15 protein-coding genes are annotated in these 22,079 nt (G+C 41.6%); 6 read left to right on the top strand and 9 right to left on the bottom strand.

The window, feature by feature from the left end; genetic code table 11:
• Nucleotides 1–776: universal stress protein (locus HUJ21_RS16580; RefSeq protein WP_291371759.1), on the bottom strand; the 776-nt coding region annotated here is incomplete at its 3' end.
• A 103-nt stretch (nucleotides 777–879) separates the two neighbouring features.
• Between HUJ21_RS16580 and HUJ21_RS16575 the strand changes: the two genes are divergently transcribed.
• The 3 genes from HUJ21_RS16575 to HUJ21_RS16565 all read left to right on the top strand — a co-directional run bounded on the left by HUJ21_RS16575 (nucleotide 880) and on the right by HUJ21_RS16565 (nucleotide 5,617).
• The gene (locus HUJ21_RS16575; protein WP_291371757.1) at nucleotides 880–1,395 is read left to right on the top strand and encodes an acyl-CoA thioesterase; all 516 of its coding nucleotides are present in this window, start codon (nucleotides 880–882) and stop codon (nucleotides 1,393–1,395) included.
• Nucleotides 1,396–1,895: 500 nt separating this feature from the next.
• Entirely contained in the window at nucleotides 1,896–4,442 is a 2,547-nt protein-coding gene (glgP, locus tag HUJ21_RS16570; protein WP_291371755.1) for an alpha-glucan family phosphorylase, read from the top strand.
• A 41-nt stretch (nucleotides 4,443–4,483) separates the two neighbouring features.
• On the top strand, nucleotides 4,484–5,617 hold the full coding sequence (locus HUJ21_RS16565; RefSeq protein WP_291371753.1) for a DEAD/DEAH box helicase: 1,134 nt from the start codon (nucleotides 4,484–4,486) through the stop codon (nucleotides 5,615–5,617).
• A 782-nt stretch (nucleotides 5,618–6,399) separates the two neighbouring features.
• On the opposite strand, the gene HUJ21_RS16560 is transcribed toward HUJ21_RS16565, so the two are convergent.
• From HUJ21_RS16560 to HUJ21_RS16550, 3 genes are all read right to left on the bottom strand, one after another.
• Nucleotides 6,400–8,370, bottom strand: coding sequence for a dienelactone hydrolase family protein (locus tag HUJ21_RS16560; protein ID WP_291371751.1), 1,971 nt, complete (start codon nucleotides 8,368–8,370; stop codon nucleotides 6,400–6,402).
• A gap of 265 nt (nucleotides 8,371–8,635) precedes the next feature.
• The gene (locus tag HUJ21_RS16555; protein WP_291371749.1) at nucleotides 8,636–9,697 is read right to left on the bottom strand and encodes a helix-turn-helix domain-containing protein; all 1,062 of its coding nucleotides are present in this window, start codon (nucleotides 9,695–9,697) and stop codon (nucleotides 8,636–8,638) included.
• Nucleotides 9,698–9,872: 175 nt separating this feature from the next.
• Nucleotides 9,873–10,493 (bottom strand): sterol desaturase family protein, encoded by a 621-nt coding sequence (locus HUJ21_RS16550; protein WP_291371747.1) that lies wholly within the window; start codon nucleotides 10,491–10,493, stop codon nucleotides 9,873–9,875.
• Nucleotides 10,494–10,798: 305 nt separating this feature from the next.
• On the opposite strand from HUJ21_RS16550, the gene HUJ21_RS16545 reads away from it, so the two are divergent.
• Nucleotides 10,799–11,656 carry a phytanoyl-CoA dioxygenase family protein gene (locus HUJ21_RS16545; protein WP_291371745.1) on the top strand — a complete coding sequence of 286 codons (858 nt, stop codon included), beginning with the start codon at nucleotides 10,799–10,801 and terminating at the stop codon, nucleotides 11,654–11,656.
• Nucleotides 11,657–11,726: 70 nt separating this feature from the next.
• On the opposite strand, the gene HUJ21_RS16540 is transcribed toward HUJ21_RS16545, so the two are convergent.
• The 5 genes from HUJ21_RS16540 to HUJ21_RS16520 all read right to left on the bottom strand — a co-directional run bounded on the left by HUJ21_RS16540 (nucleotide 11,727) and on the right by HUJ21_RS16520 (nucleotide 18,254).
• Nucleotides 11,727–13,052: a DEAD/DEAH box helicase gene (locus HUJ21_RS16540; RefSeq protein WP_291371743.1), complete on the bottom strand. Its 1,326-nt coding sequence runs from the start codon at nucleotides 13,050–13,052 to the stop codon at nucleotides 11,727–11,729.
• A 124-nt stretch (nucleotides 13,053–13,176) separates the two neighbouring features.
• Complete coding sequence (locus HUJ21_RS16535) at nucleotides 13,177–13,758, bottom strand: DUF4136 domain-containing protein (RefSeq protein ID WP_166148239.1); 582 nt, start codon at nucleotides 13,756–13,758, stop codon at nucleotides 13,177–13,179.
• Between the two features lie 324 nt (nucleotides 13,759–14,082).
• Nucleotides 14,083–15,756, bottom strand: a complete 1,674-nt coding sequence (locus tag HUJ21_RS16530) for a ribulokinase (RefSeq protein ID WP_291371740.1) — start codon at nucleotides 15,754–15,756, stop codon at nucleotides 14,083–14,085.
• A 123-nt stretch (nucleotides 15,757–15,879) separates the two neighbouring features.
• Nucleotides 15,880–16,404 carry a hypothetical protein gene (locus HUJ21_RS16525; protein ID WP_291371738.1) on the bottom strand — a complete coding sequence of 175 codons (525 nt, stop codon included), beginning with the start codon at nucleotides 16,402–16,404 and terminating at the stop codon, nucleotides 15,880–15,882.
• 164 nt (nucleotides 16,405–16,568) lie between these two features.
• Nucleotides 16,569–18,254 carry a potassium channel protein gene (locus HUJ21_RS16520; RefSeq protein ID WP_291371736.1) on the bottom strand — a complete coding sequence of 562 codons (1,686 nt, stop codon included), beginning with the start codon at nucleotides 18,252–18,254 and terminating at the stop codon, nucleotides 16,569–16,571.
• Between the two features lie 286 nt (nucleotides 18,255–18,540).
• On the opposite strand from HUJ21_RS16520, the gene HUJ21_RS16515 reads away from it, so the two are divergent.
• Nucleotides 18,541–19,500: a calcium/sodium antiporter gene (locus HUJ21_RS16515; protein ID WP_291371734.1), complete on the top strand. Its 960-nt coding sequence runs from the start codon at nucleotides 18,541–18,543 to the stop codon at nucleotides 19,498–19,500.
• A 170-nt stretch (nucleotides 19,501–19,670) separates the two neighbouring features.
• Nucleotides 19,671–22,079 carry a PSD1 and planctomycete cytochrome C domain-containing protein gene (locus HUJ21_RS16510; protein WP_291371732.1) on the top strand — a complete coding sequence of 803 codons (2,409 nt, stop codon included), beginning with the start codon at nucleotides 19,671–19,673 and terminating at the stop codon, nucleotides 22,077–22,079.

The following is a 22,079-nucleotide window of genomic DNA, read 5'->3' as shown; positions in this document are numbered from 1 at the left end:
TGGGTGTGATAGGCCATTTCCACACTGTGGCTTGGTCTGAATATTACATCAAAAAATCCCCTGTCCTTTGAAAACATGACCAACATGCATTTTGGTTTATCTTTAAGAAAATTATCCAAACCTTTGCCGGCATCTGCTTCCTCCAGCTTTTCAAAACTAAATTCACTGTCAGGGAAATTTTCATTCACGTAGGATTCCATGCCTTTGAAAAGTATTTTTTTATTGAAATCTGGTTTGGTAATCACATGGATGATGCGATATGGCAAATTCCATGTTTCGGTCAGCGAGATTAATTTTTTAAACATGCCTTCATTTTCATTTTCCAATTCCAGCGCAACATCAATCTCTTGTACAGCATCAAAAGATGCACCAAAAGGCACCGCAATGACAGGTACTTCACTTTCTTTGATCACGGTAGCGGTATTGGATCCGATTAATTTCTTTTTGATCCCGCTTGCTCCTTGGGTTCCCATGATCACCAGGTCATAGTCTCCATTGGCTACAGTGGCAAAAATGGCAGTAGAAACTGTGCCCTGAATTATTTTATAATTCATTTGTATACCATCTCCATAAGTTCTAATGAATTTTTTCATCGCTACTTTGGCATCATTTTCAATAGTCTGTATGATTTCCGTTGCCTGGGCAGCAAAATCATACACAGCATAATAAGAATACAACAGGGTGATGCTTGCATCCTGTTGAAGGGCATAAGCTTTTGCAAATGCCAGGGCATTTTCGGCATTTTCGGATAAATCAGTAGGAACGAGGATCTTCATGGTGGATATCTTTAGAACTTTAATTTAGCGAAATTAAATCTAATCCCCACAATGATTTAAATCATTTATATTTGTAGGATGATCAATAGTAACCCTTTAAGACATGTTTGAATTCGACAAAGAGAAGCATTACCCCAAGGAAACGGAAAGCCGGGTAGTGATCCGTTTTCAGGATTGTGATCCCTTGCAGCACCTCAACAATGCCAAGTATTTTGATTATTTTTTCAATGCAAGAGAAGATCAGGTACCCAAACTTTACGGGGTAGAGATGATCGATTTTATCAGGAAATACAATGCGGCCTGGGTGGTTTACAACCATAACATTTCTTATATCAGACCAGCAAAAGTTGGGGAGTGGGTACGCATTATGAGCAGGGTTATATGGCACGACCACCATTCTTTGGTTGTGGAATATTACATGACGGATGACAATAAGGAGGAGTTGAAAACCCTTATGTGGACAACAATGCGCTATGTCGACATTAAAGATGGTCGGTCCACAGACCACAAAGGCGCAGTAAAGTCTTTTTTACTAGCGGTTTCAGAAGATGTAAATGTTGCCGGGGTTTCTATAAGGGAAAGAATTAAAGAAATCAAATCCAAATTAATTCAGACTTAAAAGGGGGGCTAATCCCTGTTTGACAACTCTGAACAAAAATAATAAAATGAAACAGTCCATTTCAAAAATATTTCCTAATTAACTGATCTCCATATCAATCATCGTTGTTCTTTTTTCAAAGTTCCGCACCTGGCAAAAATCCGCTTACTTACCAGCTGCTGAAGGAGAGGGTTACCAATGTAGTTTTCTGCTTGACTGATAAAGGCCTTAATTATTCCAGCTGTGTGAAATGTTTCCTAAGACCTGTCTGCTGGTTGTGTAGGAGATTTTAATAGGAAGTGTCCTCCATTCCAGAAAACTCCCGGACGGCAGTTCCTATTTAAAAACCAGCCAAGCCAGTCGATCTCCAAACATCCTTACAAGTAAATTCGATGGGGTTAAAAAAAGAAGCCCTGTTATTATTAATCGGGATTGGTTTTCTCATAAACCCACTCAAAATAAGTTGTTTTTCCAGAATAAGGTGGATTAGTAAAATTGAATAATAAATAAGAAATTTGAGGATGGAGGAGGACAAATATTTCAATACCCAACAACTTTACGGATTTTTGCCTTCCGAAAACAAAGAGGTGGGAAAATTGGCGACCCTGGCCCTGGATATGCGTTGGTCATGGAATCACGCCGCCGATAAACTGTGGAGACAATTGGATCCAGAGCTTTGGGACCAAACCCAAAACCCCTGGTTGGTACTGCAGACTGTATCAAGAAATAGGGTCGAGCAACTACTTAAGGATCCATTATTTAAGGAAAAATTGGATGCATTACTTAAAAAAAGAGAAGAAGCAACCAACAGCCTTGCCTGGTTTCAGGAAAAATACCCTCAATCTGGTTTGACCCATTTGGCTTATTTCAGCATGGAATTCATGCTGAATGAAGCACTCCCTATTTATGTTGGTGGGCTTGGTAATGTTGCCGGCGACCAGTTAAAATCAGCCAGTGATTTGGGAGTCCCAGTAACAGGAATTGGATTGTTCTATCAGCAGGGATATTTTCGTCAGGAGATAGATCAAGATGGGAACCAACAAGCCATTCATGTTTTTAATGATCCGGGACAAGTCCCCATCATTCCCTTGAGAAAACCTGATGGGGAGTGGTTAAGGATAACCGTTCAGCTGGGAGGTTTTACCCTTTGGCTCCGTACCTGGGAAGTCCAGGCAGGTAGGGTAAAGCTTTACTTATTGGATAGCAATGACCCGGCCAATTTGCCGGTTCACCGGGGTATTACCAACGAATTGTATGGAGGCGGACCGGAACTTCGGATTAAGCAGGAAATTATTCTGGGGATTGGGGGATGGAAATTACTGGCTGAGATGGACTTAAAACCTGAGGTCTGTCATTTAAATGAGGGTCATTCAGGATTTGTGGTATTGGCCAGGGCAGCGGAAATCATGAAAGAAAAAATGTGCTCATTTGAAGAGGCTCTTTTCATTTCCCGACCTGGGAACTTGTTTACCACCCATACGGCCGTTCCGGCAGGATTTGATCATTTTCACCCCCACCTTATGGAAAATATGCTGGGACAGTATGCCAGAAATGTTTTGGGAATTGGTTTGGAAAAATTGATGGCACTTGGAAGGCAAAATCCTGGTAATCCCGAAGAATATTTCAATATGGCTTTCTTAGCCCTGCGGGGATGTGGGGCGGTAAATGGGGTTAGCCAGTTGCATGGTATTGTGAGCAGGGAACTCTTCAGTTGCCTGTTTCCTCGCTGGCCCTTAAATGAAATCCCTATTGGGCATGTTACAAATGGAGTACATATGCCCACCTGGGACAATGAATTTTCTGATAAAATTTGGACAAATGCCTGCGGAAAGGATAGGTGGAGAGGTGATCTGGCCAATATGGAAGCAGCCATGTGTCAATTGTCAGATGAAGCTCTTTGGGATCTCAGAAGTATTTGCAGGGAAAACCTGGTTCATTTTATCAGGAGCCGCTTTGAACGACAATCCAAACTTGGAGGAAGAATAGATCACTTAAACCTGAATATAGAGGATATATTTGATCCTCACGTTTTAACTTTGGGATTCGCCCGGCGGTTTGTTCCCTACAAACGACCAAATTTACTTCTCAAGGATAAGAAAAGACTCATTCACTTGCTCAATCATAAATCCTTTCCCCTTCAGTTGGTGCTTGCCGGAAAAGCCGGGCCAGGGGATGAGACGGGTAAAGCCCTGATCAGGGAATGGATCCAATTCATTGAAGAAAACCGTTTGCACCAAAAGGTGGTTTTCCTTAGCGATTATGATATGGGCATCACCGAACAATTGGTGAGTGGGGTGGATGTTTGGATGAATACACCAAAAAGGCCCTGGGAAGCCTGCGGCACCAGTGGTATGAAAGTACTTGTCAACGGTGGACTTAATCTTTCTACCCTTGATGGTTGGTGGGCAGAAGCTTTTTCACCAGAAGTAGGCTGGGCCATTGGAAATGCAGCAGATACAAAAGATAATGGGCTTTCTGAGGAGAGAGAGGCAGAATTGCTTTATGACATGCTGGAATATCAGGTGATTCCTGAATTTTATGAGCGTACACCAGACGGCCTGCCACTCATGTGGCTCGAAAGAATCAGGAAAAGTATTTCCAGGCTTGCCCCGGTTTTTTCGGCCAACAGAACGGTAAGGGAATATACCGACAATTATTATTTACCTGCTGCTCAAAGGTATCTGGAGCGAAGTGCCAGTTTTACAGGAATGGGAATGGAGATTTTTGAAATACAACAACAAGTCCGGCAACATTGGGACAAGATAAGTTTTGGTGATATTCAGACAGAAACCAAAGGAGAATTTCATGTTTTTCAGGCATCCCTGATGTTAGAGGAAATTCATCCTGAATGGGTTTCGGTGGAGATTTTCGCAGAAAATCGTAATGGGGCAATGCCAGAAAAGATCAAAATGCAAAGAGTAGAAAACATGGATGACCATGGGCATCAGGTTTACACGGGAAAAGTGCCTGCCAACCGGCCCCTTGCTCATTTTACCATTAGGGTGATTCCCTTTTGTACGGAATTGGCCCTGCCATTAGAGTCTTCTTATATTCTTTGGCAGCGTTGAGAGAAGTCAAAAAACATTACCTTTGATCAAAAAATAAGGTTATGAACTTTTCTGATCTTGGACTTTCGTCAAAAATCCTAGAGGCGGTTAACAATGCCAAATACCTGGAGGCCTACCCCGTTCAGGTAAAAGCCATACCTGCAATCCTAAAAAAGAAAGATGTAATGGCCCTGGCGCCGACGGGTTCAGGAAAAACAGCGGCTTATGTGCTTCCTCTTTTGGAAATGTTCCAGAATTGGCCCTTTATAAAAAGCCGGACCATGCCGGTATTGGTACTTGTCCCCACCCGGGAACTCGCCAGCCAGGTGGAAGAAACGGTGAGGGTCTTCAGTGAATTTTTACCCAGAAAAGTAAAAACACTCGCTGTGTATGGTGGTGTTTCCATTAATCCTCAGATGATGGATATTTATGGTACGGAGATTTTGATTGGCACCCCGGGACGGTTGCTGGACCTCTTGTCAAAAAATGCAGTGGATCTCTCAGAATTGAAAATATTGGTATTGGATGAAGCCGATAAGATGCTCAACCTTGGGTTTAAAGAGGAGGTGAATGAAATCCTTTCCAACTTACCTGCAAAAAGGCAAAATATACTCTTCTCTGCTACCATGGAAGAGCCTGTGGAAATATGGATGGCCAGGATGTTACACCAGCCGGTTAGGATAGAAATAGAACAGGATAAAATAACCCCGGAACTGATCGCCCAGTCTGCTTATAGGGTGGCAAGGGAAAATAAAGGGCCATTATTGAGGTTTTTGATCCAGGAAGGGAATTGGCAACAAGTGCTGGTATTTACAGCCTCAAAAAGGGCGGCAGATAACCTGGCCGCAAAATTAAAAAAACACGGGATTCAGGCAGAGTCTTTTCATGGTGACAAAAGTCAGGGAGCAAGGACAGGAGCCTTACACCAATTCAAGGAAGGAAGGCTCAGGGTTTTGGTGGCCACGGATCTGGCGGCTCGTGGTATTGATATTCAATTTTTGCCCCATGTAGTGAATTATGAACTTCCCAGATCCCCGAAGGACTATATCCATCGGATTGGTCGAACTGGCAGGGCTGGTTCCTCGGGTGAAGCCATTTCCCTGATTTCTGAGGAGGATGAACACCATTTTAAAATCATCCAGAAAAAAATGAAAAGGAATGTAGAGTTGATTGATCCGGTCAATCTGGGTTTTTAAATTCTCCAAAATTATTTCCCATACCATAAATACCTGAGTTCGACTCAATTTCGTTAAAAAACCGTCATCGGTAGAATTAATTTTTTTAAACGCAGAAATCGGGAAGACGATAGGTTTTTTGCAGTATATGGGAATATAAACTTCTCATTGTTTAATGGATAATTATGAGTCAAAGGTTTTTTTGGTATTTTAACCTGTTTTTATTGTACTTTTGGCTTGATCCAAAAGTACCAAAGAATCAAGACAAAAAAATCCTTCCCCCCGCAATCCTCCCGCACCCCCCGGTTTTTTGTCGGGCCTGCGCTCTTGGCGTTTTTAAAATATAGGTGTTCTTCTTTTAATATTTCTTTAGAGATTATGCTTTTAAGGAAGTAGGTTTAAACCCGTCATCGGTAGACCTAACATTTGAAAAAAACGCAAAAATCGGAATGACGATTGTTGTTTTCAATACATTGATTTACAGTTTTTTAACAAAAACGTTATCGGTAGGCTTAAAGGGGGGGTGAGCGGTGAAAGTCGTGGGAATCTCGGGCCAAACGTAACTGCCACACTCTTTCCCAGCTCCTATACCCACGACAAAGGGTTCGCAGTGACGATTCAATTGGTTTTAATTGACGATCTTAATTCGAACTCAGGTTAAATGGGTGTAATTCCTGGGGCTGATAACTCCTTTTTCATCCATATTTGTACATTTTTGAAACGTTTATTTTCGGAATGTCTGTTTTTTCTTGTAATAGCATGGAAATCAAGATAAAAATGGCACCTAAATAGCTTTAATGGCATTAACCAGGAATGGAAAAAGATGGTCTTCCCGTTTTTTCCAGTATATCCCTGGACCAATTGAATGCTTCCGGAACATCTCCGTCAAATACTACCCGGGTTGGTGATATAAGTGCAGGAAGCTGATACAGATCAGTGATACGCAATACATTTAACAGTTCAAGTGGAAAATCCCTTCCATTTTCAGGACTTGGCTGATCATGGGTACCAGGTGGGTTTTGAAGAATTACCTGCTCACATTGCTCGTCCAAAAATGCGGCATATAGTGCTACTGCAGCCATTCCATCTCTGGCTGCAATACTGATTTTCCCCGGATCTACGCCGGGAAGAGTTTTGGCAAAAGTAAGGGCTCTGATCGCATCATACACCTGCATGGAGGCAATTGTCCTTCCTGTCCAGGCTGCCGCTCTTCTCACGTGCCAGTTCAATTCCGGAGCCCAACCAACTTCTCCAGTACCTCTTACCTCAAGGTAAGCCACATTTTGGCCTTTGGCCACTTTTTGAGCAAAGCTTTCACTATCCCAGCGTTCTTCACCGGGGCTTCTGAGGATGATTACCAGGGGATGATTTTCCTCAGGAGGCTTTCGGTAAAATACGTTTAGCTTCAACCGCCATCCTTTTTCACTGGTAAAAGAAAAAGTTCTATTGCCAAAGGGAGCGAGGTCGGCAGTTTGATAGATTTCTTTTCCGTCCAGGGCTGTGGGTACTTTTGGAAAGGCACTGAAAGTTCTTGTAAGCAGGTAATCTTTTACTTTTAGCCGGAATTTTTTCAGGTCTTCTTCATTAGTAATGACCGGTGGGGAAGCCATTTCAATGAAATGATCCTGAATAACAGGGGTAAGGTCCCCATCCGGAGCAGCTTCCCCGTATACTTTTAGCCGTTCTTCGGCAAGTAATTTCGACGGATTTGTTTCAATATCAGCCAATTGTTGGGGTGGGATGTTTTTCCCCATAAGGTGCTGTAAAAAAAATGAAAATATTGCTTTGCGTGAGGTCTCATGATAGGAATGCCCTCCCGGTGTGGCTACCAGGCTGATGTTTTGTTCCGAATCATAATTTTGATAAAACCGGGAGAGCTTCTTGTAGAAATCCCGGGTAGAGGCCATCCCATAAAGTTCGTCCTGATCCGACTGCGCAATCAAAAGTGGCCTGGGAGCGATCAAAGCGCCAATTTCCTGAAAACCAATTTGGAAGCCATTGTTAGGCATCATACAGTCGCAATGTCCGTCGATCCTTCTTTCTCCTACCTGAGAATCAAGGGTGCCTGCACCACAAACCGGTGCAGCTGCCTTGATCCTGGGATCTGCTGCGGCCATGTACCAACTTTGGGAGCCACCTCCGGAAATGCCCGTCACCCCAATATTATCCATATCCACCTCGTTTCTTGTGGATAGGTAGTCCAGGCCTCTAATGGCATTCCATAATTCCACAGCGGCGGGATTGTATCCTCTGGAATACCAGTGAAACCAGCCCTGATTGTATGGCCCCCAATGGTGGCCCCTTACCTCCCCAAACTGCAGGGTGTCAAAAATCAGTACCACAAAGCCCAGTTCGGCAAGTCGCCTGGCATGTGCCTGGTAGTGGGCTTTTTGTCCGTGTGCATGGCCACAAAGATAAAGGACAGCTGGCCTTGGGATTTGGATGCCGTCTGGAATATACAGGTTGGCCGGCACATACAGACCGGGGGAAGAAGCATAATAAAATTTCTCTATTTTGTAACCATCTTCCTGCACGGTACCTGTGAGGGTTACTGTTGGAGGGGTTCTTATTTTATCCATAGAGAAGCCCATCATTTCAATGAACTGATGGTAATACTCCGGCCTTAGTTGTTTCCATTCATCGGGAGAAATATGCTCAGGGGAAAAATTATTGGTGATTGCTGCAGCTTCCCCTTGCAAATAGTAGAGGATATTGTTTGCTTGCCGGGTTTGCTGCCCGGAAACCGGCCGATAGCAAAGGCTGATTATCAGCATTAAAGCAAGGTATATGTAGTTTTTTGTCGAATTGGATACCATAATAAAGGCCTGGTTATGAAAGAATTTTTGCTGATCACAAAACAGTTTGTTTCGGCAGCAGGTATGCTTTTGGTTAATTTGGAATAATTACTGCTTTAAACTAAGGAAAAAATAGCTGATAAGGGATGGATTACCAAAAATTTTAGGGGTGAAATCCGTATTTGGTGAATCAGCTTGCATCAAAATGGATTTCCAGACCTTATTTGATGCTTGGTTGTAATTTTCAGGAAGGGATTTTCTTTTCGCCCGGATCTGAAGTCACTATTGAATTATTGGAGTTACTTCTATTGACTCTTTCCATACCGGTTTGTATTTTCAGTTTCAGCTTTTTAAAAAACCGTATCCTTTCCTTTTCCCCTACAGTACTGATCATGGTAGATTTTTTGATCAGGTTATTCAGGCTTTCAAACATGGCACTATTTAGTTTTGGGTCCATCGAACCGATAAAATACAAAACGCTATGATTAAGATAGGTGATTTTAATGTCATCCAATTCTGCCATAAAAGTATTATCGCCCAAAACAAATTCATTTACAAGTAACTCATAGGAAGCATTATCATGTTCCAGGCCAATGGCAGGATTAAATTTCCTGCCGATTTCCGCCTGTTTTTCGATGTGATCAATCATTTCAAGGAGTTGTTGATAGATTAAATAACAATCTTCTGTATGGCTGATATAACCCATTTCCTGGTAAAGATCAATTTGCCTCAAGGTGGTGTTGATACTTTCCAGATTCCAAATTTCTGTGGTCGGTATTTTATTGTAAAGCTTAAGGATTTTACGAATCAATTCGTCGTACTCTTCAAATCGATGGACCTTTGCATCAAAACTCTGGTGTTTAAAATTATCATAATACAAGATGGATTTCATCCAAAAGAAGAATTTAAAATAGGCCAATTCTTTGAAATAAAAATGATAAAAAGGGGGGATATCCTTGAGCAGAAAGTAAATGTGCTTGTGATGGTGTTGATTGACCAATTCCAATTGGCGTAAAATGTCTTCCAACCAGGACTTAAACCTGTTTTCAGATTGGTCATTTAGGTTTCCATGGAAAAGGATCGTCTGGCTGTTTAAATTCATCAGCTGGTCAAGAGAAATCTGAAAATGCTGGCTGATTCTTTTTATTTCCTCCATGTTAATCATTTTTTGACCCCTGATTCTTCTGTAGGTGCTATCAATACTAATATCAAGGAGGTCAGCAATCTCATTGACCAGAGATTTATAGGGTGGTAGCATTGACTTTAAATGCTGGAAAAACTGGACCTGAAAATGATTGCTTTCCATAGTATTTGCCTTTTAATTTTTTTCAAACCCAAGGAATAGTAAAAAACTTTCAGTGGGTTAGGTGACAAGAATTGGGTACGTGTGATTTGGCTTATTAATAATATTTAATAAATTTATATTTTGCAATAGTTTATATTAATTTTTATCAATAATACATTTGATTATTTTATAAGAATCAATTTTTATGGTGATTATTAGAAAAATAGTATTTCCGAAATTTGTCTGATATCCTGGCATCTTTTGGAGGTAGGGTTCCGAATATTTTATCCCACCAGATACAGCTGAAGCTGAAACATTTGTCAGGATATTTTCCATGATGATGAATATGGGAATCCTGAAGCCCGCGGAATATATATGCGGCCCAGGTTTGGTGCAGGATATAATGCATCAAGGTATAGCCCAGAAATCCCAGGTAAAATCCTACAAATATCGAGAAGTAATTGTCCCACAGATAGGCCAGCAAAAGGAGTAAGCCACCTAACAGGCTGGCCAGAAGACGTTGGGATACATTTATCCGTATATCTGCCGGATGCCGGTGGTGGTTTTCGTGGGATTGGTAAAGCTTTTGATTCAGATGGGAAAAATGCCGGTGCATGTAAAATCTGTGAAGGCAATATTCCGTAAAGGTCCAGCTGAACCAGCCTGAAAATAACAATATAAAAATCCGGAAATAAACAGGTAAATCCAGGGTGCTGATGACGATCATGATGGTAAACAGTGGAAGGAATACCGAAAGACAGGAAACAAATGAAAACTTTTCATTTTTACCTTTGAGGGGAAGGGATTGATTTTTCATGGCTACTTTGTTTTAAGGTTATGCCCTAAATTAGTGTAGCAGATGCAGGGTAAATAATTGATAAAAGACCGTAAACAAATTTTTCTTTTGAAATTCGTAATTCCGAAAGGGGTTTTAGGCTTTATTGTGGGGATCTCTTCAATTGATACTGCTATATTGTGTGAATTATGGAAAAATGAAAATTATTAAAAGTCAATAATTGATTTTCACAAAATAAAATTCATGGGTTTTAGGTAGAAATTTGATTGTGTATTCTAATCTCCCTTCTTTTTATTTTCATTTTTTCTCCTTACTTTAAACCTGTGATGAAATTAAATACAAATCAACTCAAACAATTCCGCGAGGATGGCTATGTATTGGTCAGGGGGTTTTGCAGTGAGGCAGAAACCGAAAGGATGTACCGGGTGGCTGTTCATGACGATGCCATGCAGAAAAATGCCATGGACCTCAATGACCAATCCGGAAAGAAAACAAGGTTATCTCTTTGGTTTAACCCGGGGAATGATGTATTTGGTTACCTGACCAGAAGTGAAAAAATGGTCAACTGTGTGGGTCAACTTTTGGACAGTGATGCACCGGTTTGTCATTTTCATTCCAAATTAATGCAGAAGGAACCCAAGGTAGGTGGAGCCTGGGAATGGCACCAGGATTATGGCTATTGGTATAAAAATCAGTTTATGTACCCGGATCAACTGCTTAGCGTAATGGTGGCCCTGACACCGGCCAACAAGGAGAATGGCTGCTTGCAGGTGATCAAAGGCTCCCATAAGATCGGAAGGGTAAATCATGGGTTTGCCGGTGAGCAGGTAGGTGCCGATATGGTAATGGTCGACAATGCCTTAAAAACAATGGACCTGGTTTATTGCGAGATCGATCCGGGGGATGCTTTGTTTTTTCATCCCAATTTACTCCACCGTTCAGCAGCCAACCTTTCCGACGCACCCAGGTGGTCTATTATTTCTTGTTTCAATTCCCAATCGAATATAGCCTATAACGAAACTTCTACCGCATGGAAAAACCCGATAGAAATGGTTCCTGATGATGCCATTTTAAACTGGGATGCTGCGCCCCTCTCTCAGGCGGATTTCCTTAAAAAGGAAAATGACCCTGCATTGAAACAAACTGGTTGGGAAGAAGATGTCGAGGTGAAGAACAAAACTTGAGATACGGATTTTGTGCATTTGCAGGTTGGGTCTCAAATGATACTATAATAGCCATTTTTTCTCTGCTGAATTAATTGGCAAGGGCTACTTTAACCTTAATTTTCTTCAATTTTTCTTTTGATGTTAGTTTGAGAAGTTCCTGGACCTTGTCTTTTGGAATGGCCACATAGGTAGCTGTATCCAAAATGCTGATCAAACCAATATCACTTCCATCCAAGCCCCCTTTTTTTGTGAAAAATCCCACGACATCTCCTTTACTGATTTTGTCTTTTTTACCTGCACTGATATACAGGCATGCCAATGAAGAGTTTTCAGGGACTTTAAATGCATCAGGTACCTCATGTTCAGGTAGTTCTTTTTCCAGGTAATCAGGAAGAGATTCATCATGGGCCAATATCAGATAACTTTGTCCTGTAGCAAACATTCTGGCAGTTCGGCCATTTCTGTGAATGAAAGCATTTTTTTGAGGGGGCAGTTGGTAATGTACCACATGTTTGATCTCAGGTATATCCAGGCCTCTTGAGGCCAGATCGGTGGCGATCAGTAGTTTTTGCGTGCCACTTCTGAATTGAAAGAGGTTTTTTTCTCTGTCTATTTGCTCCATTCCCCCATGAAGAATACCATGGGGGAAATGGTACGCTGTCAAAAGGGTGCTGATCCTGTTTACCGCCTCCCTATGGTTACAGAAAACCAGGCTGCTTTCCTGTTCAAAACCAGCCAGCAGGCGCATGAGGGTCTCTACTTTTTCTACGCTGGATGTTCTTACTAATTTAAGATCCAGCTTACTTCCAGCGTTTTCTTTCAAATAATCCAGGGTTTCACATTCGCTAAAGGGTAAAAAATCAGGAAGGCTTTCCAATTTTGTTGCTGAGGTAAGCTGGTATTTTTGTTTTCCGTCCAGAGCACCGAAAATAACCTTCAACTGTTCATGAAAACCAAATTGTAAAGATTTGTCAAACTCATCCAACACAACAATTTTTAAATCTGGGATGGTCAAATTGCCAATCTGTACATGCTCGGATAGTCGTCCGGGAGTACCGATAACCAATGCAGGATTTTCTTTTAACCTGTTTGCTTCAGTTTTAAATGCATGTCCACCATAACAGGTGCATGCATTTAAGCCTGTTTTCAGTGATTTGAATACCTGCTCAATTTGCAAGGCCAACTCCCTGGAAGGCACAATAATCAATCCCCAGGAATGGGGATAATTCTCCTGAAGAAGATGGGCAAGGGGAATAAGGTAGGCAAATGTCTTGCCGGACCCTGTAGGTGCGAGCAGCATTAAGGGCTTATTGCCTAAGGATTTTTCCATAAAATCCAACTGCATGGCATTAAAGGTATCAAAAGGCAGCTTGTCAAGGAAGGACTCAAAATTGGGGTTTGAAGGTGTATTCATTCCACAAAGGTACATATTGTACAGGAGATCATTGGTCTGCCCTGCTCAATTCATTGGATGAATAAAAAAAAAACGCGTCCATCAACTTCAATTGACGAACGCGTTTAAAGAATGATGAGGGTTTTTAATTTCTGGTAAGGATTTTAAATTGATCCATAACCTTGTAAGTTGCTCTGGTGAGATCAATGTGAATGTTTGGAGAAGCATAGTCAAAATAGGCGGATGTATAACCCTGCCAGATGGTATTGCCTTTCTTGTGATCAATTACCAAAACAACAAGCATACCATCGTTTTGAGTATATTTTACTGCATTGTAATTTTCACCTTTCTTTTGTCTTTCCAAACTATCCAATACCGATTCTTCAACCAATTCTATGCCCTGCTTTTTGAGCCAATAATCGAAATTGGGTTGATTGTAGCCTCTGTACCGAACTTCACTCATGTATAGTTTGTGAATGATGAGCAAATCAGGGTTATTTTCTTTCTGCCTAAAACCCTGTGATCCAAGTCTTGAAGTGATGGATTTTTCTATAATGCCTGTAAAATCAGCCTCATCCTTTCCCTCTTCTTCCACAAAGCCAAAGGTCTTGTACTTCTTGAAAGCACCTTTATAGTTGTAGTCGTATTCGGCAACGAAGTCTCTTTGGGATAGGCAAGCTGAATTTACGATCAGCAAAACAAAGATGAAGTAATTGATAATTTTCATACAGATTTGTTTTGTTAGTGTTGGTGATATAAACGAATTTTGAGTTAACAACACATAATAAAATCTTCAATAAAAATATTTGTTTGTTAACTTCTATTTAACCTTCATATTAAATTTTTGTTTGCATTCATGCGGATAATAATGGATTAATGTTAGTGAATTTCAAAAGGATTTCCAAGTAAATTGCCTGGAAAAGAAAAAACTTATCTTATTGAGGATAAGTGGAATAAGGATATTGAAGTACTCATCAGTTAGTTTAAATAAAAAAGGCAATCAAAAATGATTGCCAGTTGTTGGATACCGTAAACGATTGTCGGGAATTGATCAGTCAGAAGGACCTGTTTTGGATTCTATAAAATCCCCGAGTTTTATATATTCCTGGTATTTTCTTCGGTATATTTCCACATTGCCCGGAGATGGCTCATATACCTGATCAAAACCGTTACCCATTTTTAAAATGGCGTCAGATACATTGTGATGGATACCTGCGGCTGTAGCTGCGTAAATGGCAGCTCCAAGTGCCGGAGCCTGCTCTGATTTGGCTATTTTTATTGGCATATCCATTACATCTGCCATGGTCTGCATGACAAGGGTTGATTTTTTTGCCACCCCTCCCAGGCCTATCACCTGGTCTATCGGTACCCCTTCCTCTCTAAATCTTTCAATAATTCTTTTGGAACCATAACATATGGATTCCACCAATGCTTTGTAAACCCTGGCAGCATCAGTTCCCATGTCCAAGCCTGAAAGCGCTCCTTTCAGGTTTTGGTTAGCATCTGGGGTTCTCCTGCCATTGATCCAGTCAATGGCCAATACCCGTGTCTGTTCGGGGGAAATTTTCTCCGCCTGTTTGGAAAGAGTCAGGATTAATTTTTCCTCCAGAATATGGCGGATTTCGGTAAGGTCGGCGGAACTCAGGGAAGCCTCAGAAAGGGTTTCCATAACCGGTTTTTGGATCAGTTCAACAAACCAGGCCAACACATCACCAAATCCCGACTGGCCTGCTTCAAGACCTATTTTACCTGGTAGCACCGAACCATCCACCTGGCCACAGATACCCCTGACTGTTTTATCCTTCAGAGAAGCATAAGAACTAACCATGATATCACAGGTAGATGTCCCCATTACCTTGACCAGGGTGCCATCTGAAACTTCTCCTCCAACAGCCCCGGCATGTGCATCGAAAGTACCAACAGCAACGGTCATTCCAGGCTCCAGCCCCAATTTATCAGCCCATTCTCTGGAAAGTGAACCTGCCTTTATGTCTGAGGTAAAGGTGTCTTTATATAATTGGTTTTTCAAGGTAGCCAATCTTGGATCCAGTTTTTCCAGAAATCTGGCATCAGGTAAGCCTCCCCAGCTTTCATGCCAAAGTGCTTTGTGTCCTGCGGCGCAGCGACTTCTTTTAAAGTTTAATAAATCTTTTCCTCCCGTCAATTCGAAAGTCATATAATCGCAATGTTCCATCCAGGAAAACGCTGCCGCAGCTACCTCAGGATCTTTCCTCACAATGTGCAGGATTTTGGCCCAAAACCATTCCGAGGAATAAATTCCGCCTTCAAATTTGGTGAAATCTATTCCCCCCCATGTTCTCGCCAATTGGTTAATTTCCTCTGCCTCTGCCACTGCAGTGTGGTCTTTCCATAAAATCATTTGTGCATTTGGATTGTCGGCAAATGGGGCAGAAAGGGCCAATGGCCTGCCTTCCCGATCAACAGGTAGGGGAGAGGAACCTGTGGTATCCACACATATCCCCTTGATCTGCTCCTTTGGAATACCACTGTTTTTGATTACTGCATTTACCGTAAATGCCAAACCTTCCAAATGATCCTTAGGATGTTGGCGGAATTGGTTTTTTGAGGGATCGCAATATTTTCCGCTTTTCCACCGGGGGTATGCAAATACTTCACTGCTTACAGTTTCTCCATTTTGTGAGTTGACCAGCAAAGCCCTCACCGAGTCTGTTCCGAAATCTACTCCCAATACATAGTTGTGCATTTGATATTATTTTGGATTAAAAAAAAGTTGTCTCTAAAGGTGATTATAATGTAAAAATATACGCAAAAAATCAAAAACGACCTATCTCAGAAAAGAAAAAAGAAATTTCGGATGGTTGAGATATTAGTGAAGGTCTGATGACTCGTTTTCTACCTGATGCCATGTTTGGATTTCCATGATTTTATCCCCGGATGTTTTGATGGCCATATGGTATTCATATTTAATGGATTTTAACGTTCCACCATCCAGGGCCGAAAAAGTGGTCCAAACCAATGTCCAGTCTCCCTTAAGTATTCCCCGGTTTACACGTACGCTTTTCAATACAGGATCACTAAAGGACAAATGCTTGAGTTTTTGATGCTGGGATTTCCAATGGGCCAACTCTTCCAAACAATCTCTGATGGAATCTGTATTGGTATTGATACATTTAAAATCCGGATGTATTATTTCCTTGATATAATCATAGCTTTCCAACTGTAACCCTTCCAGATACCTGCGAATTAATTTTTGATCACTGCACTCTTTTGGGTTTGCGGTTACCGGAGATTTTCCTTCCCTGTCATTTTGATTGATTTGTTGTTCATATTGACAAGAAAATAGGTATCCAGGCAAAAACGCTAACGCCAATGAATTTTTGATGTTGGTCATGGTGAAAGTTTTTTGGTCTAAAAATATATACAGATGTAGTCAAAACAGGGTTAGATTTTGAAACATCTATTTCATTTAATTCACAAAATACAAAAAAAAGCATTAATAATTCAAATTTAACGGTTAATTATTTGCGGTAATGAGCTATAAACCTTTGAGTTGAACTAGTCAAATTTTTGAAAAAATTTATTTTCTGCTGCTGCGGTGCCGATTAAAATAATTTCATCCTCTGAATCAATGACAGTATCAGGATCAGGATTAACAACCAGAGAAGCCTTTTTCTTAATGGCAATGATTGTACAACCCGTTTCCTGTCTGATACAGGAAGTTGCTATTGATTTGCCGGTAAGTTGATCTGGTGCTTTGATTTTAATCAGATCAAGGCCTTCTGCTACCATGAGAATATCACTATTTTTTAAAAGATTGTATATGGCATTGGCACCCATGGAGGCATATGACATGACAAAATCTGCCCCTGCCCTGTGCATAGTATCGAGGTTTCTTTCCAATGTGGATCGTGTAATAATTTGAATATCAGGCCTTAATTTTCTGCAATAGATCGTGAGGTAAGCATTGATGTCGTCTTCATGGGTAGTAATGATCACACTGGGGGTTTTTGAGATACCTGCCTTTAACAATATGTCAAGATTTGCCGCATCTCCATAAATGTAGTTGTCATTGTCTTTTACCCGCTCAGGAAGTTTTTCTATTATTCTGAAATTCAGGTTTCTATTTTCCAAAGCTTTTCCGGTTGATCGGCCGACTCTTCCTCCCCCAATGATAATCAAAGGTTCTGTTTCCTGTTTTTGGATGCAATAGAGAGAATTGTAGGCAGCTATTTGTGTTGCAGTTCCGGCTAGTACCAAGACCGAATTTTCAGCTATCTCCGTTTCAGGATGAGCGACCTGATACTTTCCCCTGACCCAAAAACCCAACACACTTACCCCAACCTGTTCTCTTAGTTTTGTTTCCCGAAGGGTTTGCCCCACCAATGTTGATCCCCCGACGGTGGCTTCTGCAATACTCAATTCCTCAAACTGTCCAATGGTCAGGGCTGAAGCATCACCACCGCTGGCCCTTCTTGATAGAAATAAGCCCATCATTTCCCCCAAGCTTAGTACATGGTTGCATCCTGCCAAACTCAGTATATCCTTGGATGCTTCTGCATTGCAGGTAGCGATAATGGGAATTGCCTCGTTTACTTCCCTGATGGTAAATGCTACACTGGTATTCACAACATCCACGGAGGTGGTAGCCACAAGATTTGCTGCATCAATTCGCGCATTCCGGTAAGTATCGGGATCATCCAAATCACCCAGCATTACATTAATATCCATTTCTCTCAACTTTAATCCATCTGAAAAGTCCTGAACGAGCAAAACATAAGGAATCTGGATCCTTTTGAGTTTTTTGATCAAGGCATCAGATACAGGATCAAAATGGGTGAGTATAACATGTCCTGTAACTTTTTCTTCTATTTGTTTAGGTACCCTCGCCTGCTCCTGCGCTTTCATCCATGGGGAATAAAAAAAATTGATAAAAGTGAAGGGAAAAAGCACAAGGAGAAACAACATCCCGGAAAGTAAGACGATCATGGTATAAACCCTGCCCCAATCGCTTTCAAAAGTTATGTCTCCAAAGCCAAGTGTGGTCATGACTGTGAAAGTCCAATACAATCCCGTCACCCAGGAAAAATACCTGCCTTCACCCAACATGATCAGGTGAAAAGCAAGGGCGAAAACAAGAATCATCACCAACAGAATCAATAAAAACCTCAACAACAATTTAAAATTCCTTCGCTGAGGTTTGTTTTTAAGCAAAAAACTAATTTGAGAAGTTAGAAATTTCATGGATAAATCTAATTTTTAGCATAATTACGCATCTTTTTATACTTTACCTTTTTTCAGGTACAAAAATTCTGAAAACCATTTTTTACTGACGGGCATTTTGGTTTGGAAGACTTTAGGAGAACCTTAATCTAAATTGATTATAGAAAAGAAATAGGGTCTGGCCAACTAAATCAAAATGGGCTAAATATCCCAGGATCATGTTTCTTTCACCATCCAAAATTTATTGTTCCCTTGTTTTTTTCATCAAAAAATAGAGATAATATTGTGCGAATTTAATGCACATCCAATGTTCCTATCCTTAGTTTTGCTTATTCTGGGTTTCCTTTTTTTGGTATATGGAGCCGACAAACTGGTAGAAGCCGCTTCGAGTATTGCCGTTAGACTTTCCATTCCCAACATTGTGATAGGGTTAACCGTGGTGGCTTTCGGAACATCTGCACCAGAACTGGCAGTCAATATTATCGCCGCCTTGAATGGTTCAGGATCCATGGTCATGGCCAATGTGTTGGGTAGTAATATTTTCAATATTTTCGTGATTTTGGGTCTCTGTTCGATTATTTATCCGCTTACGGTTAAATCCAATACAACCTGGATTGAGATACCCTTGTGTTTGTTGGCAGCCATTGCCCTTGGAATTATTGCCAATGACCAATGGCTTGACGGGATGGGAGCCGATGTGGTCAGCAGAAGTGAAGGCTTGGTATTGATGCTGTTTTTTGCAGTTTTTTTGGTCTACAATATCATGGTATCCAAAAATCCGGGAGCAGCAGCTGAAGAGGTTTCTGTTGGTCAGATGTCGGTAAAGTCAGCTGTGATGTGGCTTGTATTAGGATTGGGAGGTTTGGTACTGGGTGGTCACTTGATCGTCACCAATGCTGTCTTTATTGCTCAGAGTTTTGGTTTATCTGAAAGGGTCATTGGCTTGACAATAGTCTCAATCGGAACTTCTTTACCCGAATTGGCCACTTCGCTTGCTGCTGTAAAAAAGAAAAAAGTAGATATTGCCATCGGCAATGTAGTAGGCTCAAATATTTTTAATATTTTCTTAATATTAGGACTTTCCTCCACCATTTTTCCTGTAGAAGTCCATCAGGAAACATTTTTTGATATTGTAGTTAATATTTTTGCAGCATTGTTGCTGTTTTTATTTGTTTTCTCAGGTAAAGGCAGAATGGTGGAGAGATGGGAGGGGATTGTTTTTGTGATTTTATACCTGTTTTACCTTACTTTCCTGCTGGCTTTCTGATGCTTTGTCAAGCAATTTTTTCTAGTCATTTGAGAAACAGGTATTCTCCATGACCCTTTTTTAGGAGGGAGGAGGGCTTTGATTGACTTTTAATGTCCGTTTACAAATAGCCAAAACCTTCTGTCCTTCAGTATTTTTGGAATTAGCCAGTATTTGCCTAAATTATGAACATGATTTGGAAAGCTAAGTTAAATGTTTTCAATGCCTGGCTTCTGGGACCTTCGCTTCTGGCAGTGGTTTTAGTTCTGTCCTGCGAAAATCAAAATGGGGATACGGAAATTTTTTTCCCCGAGTCTGTAAGCTATAACCTGCATATCCGCCCGATCCTGTCTGAAAACTGTTTTGCCTGTCATGGTCCTGACGGGAATAAGAGAGAGGCAGGTCTTCGCCTTGATAGGGAAGAAGATGCTTTTTCTGCATTAAAGGAGCATCCTGACCGAAAGGCCATTATACCAGGGAAACCCCACCAATCAGAAATTTTTGCCAGGATCACCACTGATGATGCAACAGAGCTCATGCCTCCCCCCTCATCTAATCTTACCCTTTCCAGTCATCAAATACAACTCATTGAAGAGTGGATCCGACAGGGAGCTGCCTACGAGCCTCACTGGGCCTTCGTCCCTCCTAAAAAACCAACATTACCAGAAGCAAATTCATCAGATTGGATGCAAAACGAGGTAGACCACTTTACTTTTTCAACCATGAGAGGCAAAGGGCTTCAGCCAAACCAAAGAGCTGAAAAGCAGACCCTTGTTCGGAGAATTTACTTTGATTTGACCGGATTGCCGCCAAAGCCGGAGGTTTTGAGAAAGATTGAAAAAGATGATCCGTCCATTGAATCCATTATTGACACATTGCTATCAGACCCTGCCTATGGAGAGAAAATGGCTGTGTCCTGGATGGATGTGGCACGATATGCCGATTCCCATGGATATCAGGACGATTATTACCGCACCCAATGGCCCTGGAGAGATTGGGTGATCCATGCTTTCAACCAAAACATGCCCTATGACCAGTTTGTTACCTGGCAGCTAGCCGGGGACCTGCTTCCCAATGCCACAAAAGAACAAATCCTGGCCACAGGTTTTAACAGGAACCATAAAATCACAGAAGAATCTGGTGCCATTGATGAAGAGTACCGGGTGATGTATGCCATAGACAGGACCAATACATTAGGAAAAGCCATGCTGGGAATCACGCTGGAATGTGCCCAGTGCCACGACCACAAATATGATCCGATTTCTCAGAAAGAATACTTCCAGATGTATGCTTTTTTCAACAACGTGGCAGAAAAGGGAATAGAGGAGGCAAGTCCGGGGTTTTCCAGGAAAAGCCCTGCAAAATTTCCCCTTATGGAAATTACGGAGGAAGATACCCGTGAAATTCTTGAATTTATCAATATGCCAGACAGTGCACGCAGGGTGCAAACCTTGCTTGCTAATATGGGTAAAGGTACCAATTACAATTCATTGCTGGCAGAGGCAGATGTTTTGAAAGTTTCGGTAATGGGAGACCTGGACAGTGGAAGGACAACTTATATTCTGGATAGAGGGGCTTATGATGCGCCTACCGAACCAGTCAATGAAGGAACTCCCGCTGCTCTTTTGGAGTTTCCGGAAGAATTTCCCAAAAACAGGCTGGGCTTAGCCCGATGGCTTTTCGACCCAAAGCATCCTTTGACAGCCAGGGTTTTTGTCAATCGGATATGGCAGGAAATTTTCGGGATTGGATTGGTAGATACTCCGGGAGACTTTGGAATGCAGGGAAGTCTTCCCATTAATCAACCTTTGCTGGATTGGCTTGCCGTCGATTTTATGGAAAATGGATGGGATATACAACACTTGTTAAAAAAAATATTAATGTCCTCTACCTACCAGCAATCGGCTTTAGTAACTCCTGAAAAAATTGAAATTGATCCAGACAACAGGTATTTGTCCCGGTTTCCCAGACAAAGGCTGAAAGCTGAAGAAATAAGGGACCTTGTTTTGGCCAGCAGTGGTTTGCTTAACAGAGAAATAGGTGGACCTAGTGTTAAGCCCTACCAACCCGAAGGACTTTGGGAAGCAGCCACCTCAGGAAGGGGGAATCTTGCAGCTTACCAGCAGGATACAGGTAAATACCTGTACCGAAGGGGTCTGTATACCTTTATTAAAAGGACTGTTCCCCCTCCTCAAATGATCCTATTTGATGCAAGTAACAGGGATGCCTGTGAGGTGGAGCGGGTAAAAACCAGCACTCCACTGCAAGCTCTTGCCATGATGAATGCCCCGTACATTCTCGAAGCTTCAAGGGTGATGGCCGAAAGATTGTTGGTGGAAAAAACCACCTTGCAGGAAAAAATACATTCCGCATTTTACCATATAGTGGGTAGGCCGCCAGATGAGGAAGAAATGGACATATTGGTGGCTACCCATGGTGATTTTCTGGAAGTTTATAACAAAGATCAGGAAAGTGCTGTTCAGGTTTTGGAAGTAGGAGAATACCCTTCCGACGATTCATTGCCCCTGGACAGGAAGGCTGCGTTGATGCAGGTCATTTCCCTGATGTATAATTTGGAAGAAACAAATACTAAATCCTGA

This window comes from Cyclobacterium sp. (assembly GCF_014762705.1).
GTDB lineage: Bacteria > Bacteroidota > Bacteroidia > Cytophagales > Cyclobacteriaceae > Cyclobacterium.
This window is presented reverse-complemented; position numbering and strand designations above follow the sequence as displayed.

Coding starts and splice junctions, on each gene's coding strand:
- glgP (WP_291371755.1), top strand. CDS start 1,896: ATGGAGGAGGACAAATATTTCAATACCCAACAACTTTACGGATTTTTG.
- HUJ21_RS16565 (WP_291371753.1), top strand. CDS start 4,484: ATGAACTTTTCTGATCTTGGACTTTCGTCAAAAATCCTAGAGGCGGTT.
- HUJ21_RS16550 (WP_291371747.1), bottom strand. CDS start 10,493: ATGAAAAATCAATCCCTTCCCCTCAAAGGTAAAAATGAAAAGTTTTCA.
- HUJ21_RS16545 (WP_291371745.1), top strand. CDS start 10,799: ATGAAATTAAATACAAATCAACTCAAACAATTCCGCGAGGATGGCTAT.
- HUJ21_RS16520 (WP_291371736.1), bottom strand. CDS start 18,254: ATGAAATTTCTAACTTCTCAAATTAGTTTTTTGCTTAAAAACAAACCT.
- HUJ21_RS16535 (WP_166148239.1), bottom strand. CDS start 13,758: ATGAAAATTATCAATTACTTCATCTTTGTTTTGCTGATCGTAAATTCA.
- HUJ21_RS16515 (WP_291371734.1), top strand. CDS start 18,541: ATGTTCCTATCCTTAGTTTTGCTTATTCTGGGTTTCCTTTTTTTGGTA.
- HUJ21_RS16560 (WP_291371751.1), bottom strand. CDS start 8,370: ATGCTGATAATCAGCCTTTGCTATCGGCCGGTTTCCGGGCAGCAAACC.
- HUJ21_RS16525 (WP_291371738.1), bottom strand. CDS start 16,404: ATGACCAACATCAAAAATTCATTGGCGTTAGCGTTTTTGCCTGGATAC.
- HUJ21_RS16555 (WP_291371749.1), bottom strand. CDS start 9,697: ATGGAAAGCAATCATTTTCAGGTCCAGTTTTTCCAGCATTTAAAGTCA.
- HUJ21_RS16510 (WP_291371732.1), top strand. CDS start 19,671: ATGATTTGGAAAGCTAAGTTAAATGTTTTCAATGCCTGGCTTCTGGGA.
- HUJ21_RS16530 (WP_291371740.1), bottom strand. CDS start 15,756: ATGCACAACTATGTATTGGGAGTAGATTTCGGAACAGACTCGGTGAGG.
- HUJ21_RS16540 (WP_291371743.1), bottom strand. CDS start 13,052: ATGAATACACCTTCAAACCCCAATTTTGAGTCCTTCCTTGACAAGCTG.
- HUJ21_RS16575 (WP_291371757.1), top strand. CDS start 880: ATGTTTGAATTCGACAAAGAGAAGCATTACCCCAAGGAAACGGAAAGC.